Source organism: Hydrogenobaculum acidophilum, from assembly GCF_054656715.1.
In genome coordinates, this window is sequence record NZ_BAAHXP010000034.1 from 1 (window position 1) to 2,565 (window position 2,565).

The following is a 2,565-nucleotide window of genomic DNA, read 5'->3' on the forward strand; positions in this document are numbered from 1 at the left end:
AGATACGGTGAGGAAAGAGGTATTCAAAAAGGAGAACTAATAGGTATACAAAAAGGTAGAATAGAAGGTAAGATAGAAGGTAAGATAGAAGGGAAAATAGAAGGCAAGATAGAAGCTATAATTGACATACTATCTCTTAGATTCCCAAATACAGATTTAAGTGATATAACAAATCAGCTTAAACAAATAGATGATATAGATTTCTTAGATTATCTAAAAAATCAAGCTAAAACAATAGGCTCTATTGAAGAGTTTGGAAGATTGTTAGAGAAAATCTGAATATTAACTAGACCACCATCTCCACCATCTTTTTCTATTTTCAAGCTTCTCGTTTTGCTTATTTAGTTGATCTTTTAAAAATTGGATAACTTCCTCTTTAGCTTGTATAATCTTATCTTTTTCTTTTATTTCACCCTGAGCCTCACCTAACCTATATATAACTTGCTCTAACCTATCTCGTACTTCTTGATATTGAGCCAACGGAACTATAGCTCCATTTATAAAATTTTGCTCTTCATTTTTAACGCTAAGATAATACATGTGAACAGCTCTTGTAACTACCTCAGTTTCTGTAATATTTAACATATTAGATATATCTTTTATCTCCGCTATTGTCTCATCGGACAACCTATAATTTTTCGTTTTCTTCTCCATGTTATAAATTTTATATCAAATGTATATATTTTGCACTACTGAGTGTATATACACGTAATTAAATTGTAATTAAATTGCAAATATAAATGTATATACGTATTAAATCATATTTACCAATTCTGCAAAAACAATATATATCAATGCTTTTACTATATTGCTAACATAATCAAATTTATATTAACATCTGATGAAAGGATAGTAAACACTACGCCATGCCTAAAGAGAAAAATAACTTGTATAGACTTTCAGCTTAGGATGGGGGGGTCTAGGGTTTAAAATTGGAATTGGAAGTTAGGGTTATTATTAATAACCGCGTTTCTATCCCACATAGTTCAGATAAAACACAAGGACGCAAACTTCATACTCGTGAGTTATTCCTGTTTTTATCCCACATAGTTCAGATAAAACTAACACTAACCCTCCTAAATTCCTCCCATTAAATCTCGTTTCTATCCCACATAGTTCAGATAAAACAGATTTGGTAATTATTCTGACCCTAACTTTAAAGTTAGTTTCTATCCCACATAGTTCAGATAAAACTATTAGCGTGTGAATTGGATTTTTTTAGCTAAACCCTGTTTCTATCCCACATAGTTCAGATAAAACAAACTCTATTGTTTCAATATGTATCAGCAAAGTTTAGTTTCTATCCCACATAGTTCAGATAAAACAAAGTTAGAAATTGTTTATGAAGAGATAGATAAGATAGTTTCTATCCCACATAGTTCAGATAAAACCTTAGCAACTCCTTAATCCTTTGCTTAGCAACTCTAGTTTCTATCCCACATAGTTCAGATAAAACCAATACAAGAAAATCTTGAAGAAAAAAGACGGCCAAAGTTTCTATCCCACATAGTTCAGATAAAACAGACAGGGGTTGGTAAAACTGAAATGGCTAATACCATGTTTCTATCCCACATAGTTCAGATAAAACAGACAGGGGTTGGTAAAACTGAAATGGCTAATACCATGTTTCTATCCCACATAGTTCAGATAAAACTTATTGAAGCGTACAATGAACTTCAAACCATACCAATTGGTTTCTATCCCACATAGTTCAGATAAAACTATTTGTAATAACAAAGCATAGGTAAATTCTGCTATGTAGTTTCTATCCCACATAGTTCAGATAAAACTTTAAACTTCATCATCGGGTTAATAGGGGCGTTGTTTTGTTTCTATCCCACATAGTTCAGATAAAACACCAGTAATGTAGAACATGCGATTATAAACAACGTACCGTTTCTATCCCACATAGTTCAGATAAAACGGGTAAGGCAGGCATTATTTTTTCAATTTTTTAAAAGGGTTTCTATCCCACATAGTTCAGATAAAACCTGTTTCTGAGGAAATACCTGCGGGTTCTTTTGTAAAGTTTCTATCCCACATAGTTCAGATAAAACGGTTGAGGTTTAGCATCAACATCAGGGCAAGAAAGAACGTTTCTATCCCACATAGTTCAGATAAAACCATTATAGCTTAGGCTATAATGTAGTCGCCACTGCAGTTTCTATCCCACATAGTTCAGATAAAACGAAGCTCTAAAATTAAAATTGCTTCAGAGTTTGGCAAGGTTTCTATCCCACATAGTTCAGATAAAACAACGTTCCAGTCATACTTTTTAGCTAACTTAAAAAAGTTTCTATCCCACATAGTTCAGATAAAACTTTGTCCTTCCAATGCGGTTAAATAGTCTATATTATGTTTCTATCCCACATAGTTCAGATAAAACGCTTAAATAGGTAGGTCTTACCAGTCAAGCTTGTGTATGTTTCTATCCCACATAGTTCAGATAAAACTGGTAGCCATCAAGGATAATCAAAAAACCTTACCATACAGTTTCTATCCCACATAGTTCAGATAAAACTTGCTGAGAAAACACACATGCCATCAGAGATGATAGGTTTCTAT

At 32.7% G+C, this 2,565-nt stretch carries 1 protein-coding gene, 1 pseudogene and 1 CRISPR repeat array; of the genes and pseudogenes, one reads left to right on the forward strand and one right to left on the reverse strand.

What is annotated here, in order from left to right; all coding sequences use genetic code 11:
- A pseudogene (locus tag ACYQZV_RS08950) lies at positions 1-279 on the forward strand (hypothetical protein); the annotation flags it as partial.
- Between the two features lie 3 nt (positions 280-282).
- On the opposite strand, the gene ACYQZV_RS08955 reads toward ACYQZV_RS08950, so the two are convergent.
- Positions 283-654: a hypothetical protein gene (locus ACYQZV_RS08955; RefSeq protein ID WP_459895268.1), complete on the reverse strand. Its 372-nt coding sequence runs from the start codon at positions 652-654 to the stop codon at positions 283-285.
- Positions 655-968: 314 nt separating this feature from the next.
- A CRISPR array of direct repeats spans positions 969-2,521; the repeat unit is 29 nt; unit sequence GTTTCTATCCCACATAGTTCAGATAAAAC.
- Positions 2,522-2,565: the final 44 nt, after the last annotated feature.